Origin of the sequence: Streptomyces fuscigenes (assembly GCF_021556455.1) — a bacterium.
GTDB lineage: Bacteria > Actinomycetota > Actinomycetes > Streptomycetales > Streptomycetaceae > Streptomyces > Streptomyces fuscigenes.
In genome coordinates this window covers 1-6089 of sequence record NZ_JAKGCV010000337.1, presented here as the reverse complement: position 1 = coordinate 6089, position 6089 = coordinate 1, and the positions used below count along the sequence as shown (strand labels likewise).

The following is a 6089-nucleotide window of genomic DNA, read 5'->3' as shown; positions in this document are numbered from 1 at the left end:
GCCGCCGCACGGCACCCCCGCACCAACCGCCGGGACGCCCCCCCGCCCGGCCGGCGCGGCGGGTGCCGCCGCGTGCTGAGAGGCTGGTGCCCGGCCTGGTCCTCCGCCCGCGGGGACCCCGGGACCCGGAGGTAATACGCATGGTCACCCTGCCCGCACGCTGCGACGTGGCCGTCGTCGGGGCCGGTCTCGCCGGTCTCGCCGCGGCGCTGGACCTGAGCGCCCGCGGCGCCGACGTGCTCGTGCTGGAGGCGGGGGAGCGCGCCGGCGGGCGCGTGGCGACCGACCTGCTCGACGGCTACCGCCTCGACCGCGGCTTCCAGGTGCTGAACACCGCCTATCCGGAGCTGGGCCGTGTGCTCGACCTGGCCGAACTGGACCTTCGGCCCTTCGACCGCGCACTGACCCTGTACGCGCGGGGCGGCCACTGGGTGCTCGCCGACCCCCGGCGCGACCCCCTCGCCCTGCCCCGCATGCTGCGGGCGCCGATCGGGCCGCTGAGCGCGAAGACCGCCCTCGCGCGCCACGCGCTGGAGGTGTCGTACTCCTCCACGGAGGCGATCCTGCACCGGCACGACGTGCCCGCCGCCCGCCACTGGAGGGCCCGCGGCCTCGCCGACGAGACGGTGGAGCGCCTGCTGCGGCCCTTCTACGCGGGCCTGACGCTCGATCCCGGGGCCGGCACCTCCGGCCGGTTCGTCGACCTCATGCTGCGCATGTTCGTCCGGGGGCAGGCAGCCGTCCCCGCGGACGGCATGGAGGCACTGCCCAGGGCGCTCGCCGGCCGGCTGCCCGAGGGGACGCTCCGGCTGGGCACGCCCGTACAGCGGGTCGCCGGCGACCGCGTCGAGACCGACGAGGGGGCGGTCGCGGCCCGCGCCGTCGTGGTCGCCACCGACGCCCGCTCGGCCGCCGGGCTGCTGCCCGCACTGTCCGAGCCCGACTGGCGCGGGGTGACCACGTGGTACCACGCCACCGACGCGGAGAACCTGCCCGGCGCCGCCGCGCGGCTGATCGTGGACGGCGACGCGTCACCCGTCGACAACAGCATCGTGATCAGCGCCGCGGCCCCGGGCCACGCACCCGCGGGCCGCGCCCTCGTCGCCACCTCCACGGCCCGTCGCGAGGGCGCCCCGCGCGGCACGGCCGCCGAGAGCGCGGTGCGCGGGCGGCTCGCCGACCTCCACCGCACGTCCACCGCCGGCTGGGACCTCGTGGCGACGTACGACATCCCGTACGCCCTGCCCGCCATGACCGCGCCGCACCCCTTCAGCCGGCCCGCGCTGGTGGGGGACGTGTACGTGTGCGGCGACCACCGGGACACCAGCTCCCTCCAGGGCGCGCTGCACTCCGGACGCCGGGTCGCCGGCGCGGTGGCGACCCGGCTCGGGCTGGGGGAGCGCCGCCGCGGCGGACGCGGTGCGTAGTCACCCGAACGCGTTCGGTCGAGAATCCCTGTGCGAATCCCTTCTCTGGATAACCCACACAATGCGAGCGTCGGGGTGGCATCACTGCACACGCCCTTTGCCCGCACGGGCGGTTCCGGTCGCGCGGTACGGACGGAATGCGAGGTTCCGGGTGGTGGGTGACGGTGCCCGCGACCGCGGTTCAGGTCGTGCTGTGAAGGAAACGCACCGCCGCAATGGCGGGACACTCACAACAGGGCACAACCGGGCGCCACATATGAACCGGGGGGCCCCGGGACAGGTGGATGCGGGTGTGGCGTCCGTGCTTACATCCCATCGCACGCCACCGGCACCACCGGCGATTTCGTCCCTGACGGGGGAAGGCGCGGGTGAAAGCGGGAGGCGTGTCGTATCAGAGAGCCATGCGAAGGGAAGCTTCACTGATGAACTCCACCCCCCAGGTCGAGACCCAGGAAATCGCCGACGCCGACCTGGACAACGTGTCCGGTGGTCTCGTCGGTGACACCGTCACCGGCCTCGTCAACACCGTCAGCGGCGTCGTCAACGTCGGCGGCGTGCTGTCGACCGTGGACGCGACCGTCGACCCGATGGTGAACACCGCGGGCATCACGGGCCTCGTCGGCGGCCTCTGAGCAACAGGTCGTGCCGACCAGGTTGTGACTGACTGATTCGTGTCCCGGGTCCGTGCCCCCCACGGTTCCCGGGGCACGTTTCCGTGTGCCGGGATCCGTGTGCGGGAATCCGTGCGCCGGAAGAGGGGGGAATACCGCCGTGCAGTTCCGCCAACAGGCGCTCTCCAAACTGCAGTCGCCCGAGGAGCTCGATCTTCCGGTGCGGCTCGCCCGACCCCGCGGGCTCCTCACGCTCGCCGTGACACTTGCCGCCATGGCGGCAGGCGGGCTGTGGGCGGTGACGGGGCATGTCACCTCGACCGTCTCCGCGCCGGGCATCCTCACCTACGGGCAGGGCAGTTACGTGCTCCAGAGCCCCGTGGCCGGGCAGGTCACCGCCGTGCTCGCGCGGGAGGGCCAGCGGGTCGCCGCGGACACGCCCCTCGTCAAGGTGCGTGTCGCGCACGGCGCCACGGACACCGTCCGCGCCCTCGCGGCGGGCCGGGTCACCTCGCTGAGCGCGGCCATCGGCGCCGTCGTCACCACGGGCGCCGACGTCGCGACCGTCGAGCGCACCGCCGGCCCGCACGACCCGCTCGTCGCGATGGTGTACGTGCCGGCCTCCGGCGGCGCCTCGATCGCGCCCGGCCAGCCGGTCGACCTCAGCCTGCCCTCCGTGCCCGAGCAGCGGTACGGGGTCCTGCACGGCACGGTCAAGGCCGTGGGCCGCAGCACCCAGACCAGGCGGCAGATCACCGCCTTCCTCGGCGACGAGCAACTCGCGCAGGAGTTCAGCCGGGACGGGCAGCCCGTCGCCGTCCTCGTCGCCCTGAACCCCTCGCACGGCACGAAGTCCGGCTACGCGTGGTCCTCGCCGTCCGGGCCGCCCTTCGCGCTGGGCTCGATGACGCCCGCCGACGCGTCCGTACAGGTCGCCCGGCAGCACCCGGCCCAGTGGCTGATGCCGTGAGCGCGTCCCGCGTGCCGCCGCAGCGGCAGCTCCCGCCCGGCGGCCACGGCCGCCACCGCACCGGCCCCGCGCGGGCCGAGGCGCGCCCCGCCGCGCCCTCGTCGCGCCGGCCGCGCACGGTCCGCACCCCCACCGTGCTCCAGATGGAGGCGGTCGAGTGCGGCGCGGCCTGCCTCGCCATGGTCCTCGCGCACCACGGCCGCCATGTCCCACTGGAGGAGCTCCGCATCGCCTGCGGCGTCTCCCGCGACGGCTCACGGGCCAGCAACCTCCTCAAGGCGGCGCGCAGTTACGGCCTCGGCGCCAAGGGCATGCAGATGGAGGCCACCGCCCTCGCCGACGTGCAGGGCCCCGCCGTCCTGTTCTGGGAGTTCAACCACTACGTCGTCTACGAGGGTCCCGGCCGCAGGTTCGGCACCCGGGGCGTGCACATCAACGACCCCGGAAAGGGCCGCAGGTTCGTGCCCGCCGAGGAGTTCGACACCAGCTTCACCGGCGTCGCGCTCGTCTTCGAGCGCACCGACGCCTTCACCACCGGCGGCCGGCGCCCCGGCGTGCTGCGTGCGCTGCCCGCCCGCATGCGCGGGACCGCGGGCACCCTGTTCGCCGCACTGCTCGCCGGGCTGCTGCTCGTCGCCACCGGCGCGGCCGTGCCCGCGCTGAGCCGCACGTACATCGACCTGTTCCTGCTCGGCGGGCAGAGCTCCCTGCTGGGCCCGCTGTTCGCCGCGATGGCGGCGATGATCGCCCTGACCGCGGTGCTGACGGGACTCCAGCAGGCCAACCTGCTGCGCGGGCGCATCATCTCCTCCACCCTCAGCAGCGCCCGCTTCATGCGGCACCTGATGCGGCTGCCCGTCACCTTCTTCGCGCAGCGCAGTCCCGCCGACCTCGTCCAGCGCCTGCAGTCCAACGACTCCGTCGCCGAGACCCTCGCCCGCGACCTGTCCTCCGCGGGCGTCGACGGCCTCGTCGTCCTCCTGTACGCGGGCCTGCTGTGGACGTACGACCCCCAACTCACCGTCATCGGCGTCCTGGTGGCGCTGCTCAACGTCGTCGCCATGCGCGTGGTCATCCGGCTGCGCGCGACCCACACGCAAAAGCTCCGCGCCGACAGCGCCCGCCTCACCACCACCTCGTACACCGGGCTCCAGCTCATCGAGACGCTGAAGGCGACCGGCGGCGAGGACGGCTTCTTCCGCCGCTGGGCCGGGCAGCACGCGACCACCCTGGAGGAGCAGCAGCGGCTCGGCGTGCCGAGCGCGGCCCTCTCCGTCGTGGCCCCGCTCCTCGCCACCCTCAACAGCGCGCTGATCCTGTGGATCGGCGGGCTGCGCGCCGTGGACGGGCACATCTCCATCGGCCTGCTCGTCGCCTTCCAGGCCCTCGTCACCCGCTTCACCTCGCCCATCACCCGGCTCAACGGCGTCGCCGGCCGCATCCAGGACTTCGCCGCCGACGTCGCCCGGCTCAAGGACGTCGAGAACTTCCCCGCCGACTCGCTGTACGCACGCGACGGTTCCGACCCCAGCACCCGGCGGCTGACCGGCCACGTCGTGCTGGAGGACATCACGTTCGGCTACAGCCCGCTCGACGCCCCGCTGCTCGGCGGCTTCTCGCTCACCGTCGGCCCCGGCCGCCAGGTCGCCCTCGTGGGCGGCTCCGGCAGCGGCAAGTCCACGGTGTCCCGGCTGATCTCCGGCCTCTACCGGCCCTGGGAGGGCTCCATCTCCATCGACGGCCGGCGCATCGAGGACATCCCGCGCGGCGCGCTCGCCGCGTCCGTGTCCTTCGTGGACCAGGACGTCTTCCTCTTCGAGGGGACCGTACGGGACAACGTCGCGCTGTGGGACCCGTCGATCCCCGACGAGGCGGTCGTCGGGGCCCTGCGCGACGCCGCCCTCTACGACGACGTCATCGCGCGCCGGCCCGACGGCATCCACACCCGCGTCGAACAGGACGGGCGCAACTTCTCCGGCGGCCAGCGCCAGCGCCTGGAGATAGCCCGCGCGCTGGTGCGCGGCCCGAGCGTCCTCGTGCTCGACGAGGTCACGAGCGCGCTCGACGCGGAGACGGAACGCGTCATCATGGACAACCTGCGCCGGCGCGGCTGCGCCTGCGTGGTGATCGCCCACCGGCTGAGCACCGTGCGCGACAGCGACGAGATCGTCGTCCTCGACCACGGCACCGTCGTCGAACGCGGCCGGCACGCGGAACTCGTCGCGGCCGGCGGGGCGTACGCCGACCTGGTCAAGGAGCACTGACGTGAGCACCGCGACCGGCCCGGACACCGGGCACCTGCCGCACGACGCGGTGACGGCCGCCTTCGCCGGCCTCGGCGCACCCCGGCACGACGCCGCCACCGCCGAGGCCGCCGGCGGCGCGGTCGGCCTCGAAGGGCCCCTCGTGCTGTGGCTCGTGGCCTCCGGGGCCCTCGACCTGTTCGCCGTCGACACCGCCGGCGGCCCCTGGCACTTCCTGTGCCGCCTGGAGGCCGGCACGCTCCTGCTCGGCCCGGTGGAGGGACCCCGCCACACCCTGGTCGGCCGCCCGGGCCCCGGCTGCGAGCTGCGCCGCGTCCCGCTGCGCGAACTCGCCCGCCCCTACCCGCAGCAGCCGCCCCCCGCGGCGCCCTCGCCGCTGGAGGAGGCCTTCGCCCTCGGCATCGGCCGGGGGCTCGGCGCGCTCTTCGAGGCGCCGCTCGACGCCCGGCTCGCCGGGGACGACGACCCCATGGGCGGCAGTGTCGCGGACGACGACATCACCTGGATGCCCGTCCCGCCCGGCAGCGTCGAACCCGGCGGCGCCTACAGCGCCGAGTTCGCGGGCGACCTGCTCGTCGACCCGGCCATGTGGCAGGGCATGGTGGCCCAGCAGTACCGGCTCCTCGCCGCCGTCGACCGGTGGATCGAGGGCCGCGAACAGGACCACGAGCACCGCACCGCCGCCGGGATCAAGGCCGGCGAGCGCGAGCGGGAGAGCGCGGACCGCGCCCTCGTCGCCTCCATCGGCCGGCGGGGCCGCCGCGACCGCGAACGCGCCGCGGCACCCGGCGGGGCCGCCGTGGACGCCGACGCGGTC

General features: G+C 74.7%; 4 protein-coding genes and 1 pseudogene. All 5 read left to right on the top strand.

From position 1 onward, the window contains the following. Positions 1-140 precede the first annotated feature (140 nt). On the top strand, positions 141-1427 hold the full coding sequence (locus L1885_RS21690; RefSeq protein ID WP_235798837.1) for an FAD-dependent oxidoreductase: 1287 nt from the start codon (positions 141-143) through the stop codon (positions 1425-1427). A gap of 422 nt (positions 1428-1849) precedes the next feature. Further along, on the top strand, positions 1850-2059 hold the full coding sequence (locus L1885_RS21685; RefSeq protein WP_235798836.1) for a type A2 lantipeptide: 210 nt from the start codon (positions 1850-1852) through the stop codon (positions 2057-2059). A gap of 139 nt (positions 2060-2198) precedes the next feature. After that, complete coding sequence (locus L1885_RS21680; RefSeq protein ID WP_235798835.1) at positions 2199-3008, top strand: HlyD family efflux transporter periplasmic adaptor subunit; 810 nt, start codon at positions 2199-2201, stop codon at positions 3006-3008. 143 nt (positions 3009-3151) lie between these two features. After that, positions 3152-5272 (top strand): NHLP family bacteriocin export ABC transporter peptidase/permease/ATPase subunit, encoded by a 2121-nt coding sequence (locus L1885_RS21675; RefSeq protein WP_235798838.1) that lies wholly within the window; start codon positions 3152-3154, stop codon positions 5270-5272. A gap of 1 nt (position 5273) precedes the next feature. Beyond that, positions 5274-6089 (top strand): annotated as a pseudogene (locus tag L1885_RS21670) (NHLP bacteriocin export ABC transporter permease/ATPase subunit); the annotation flags it as partial.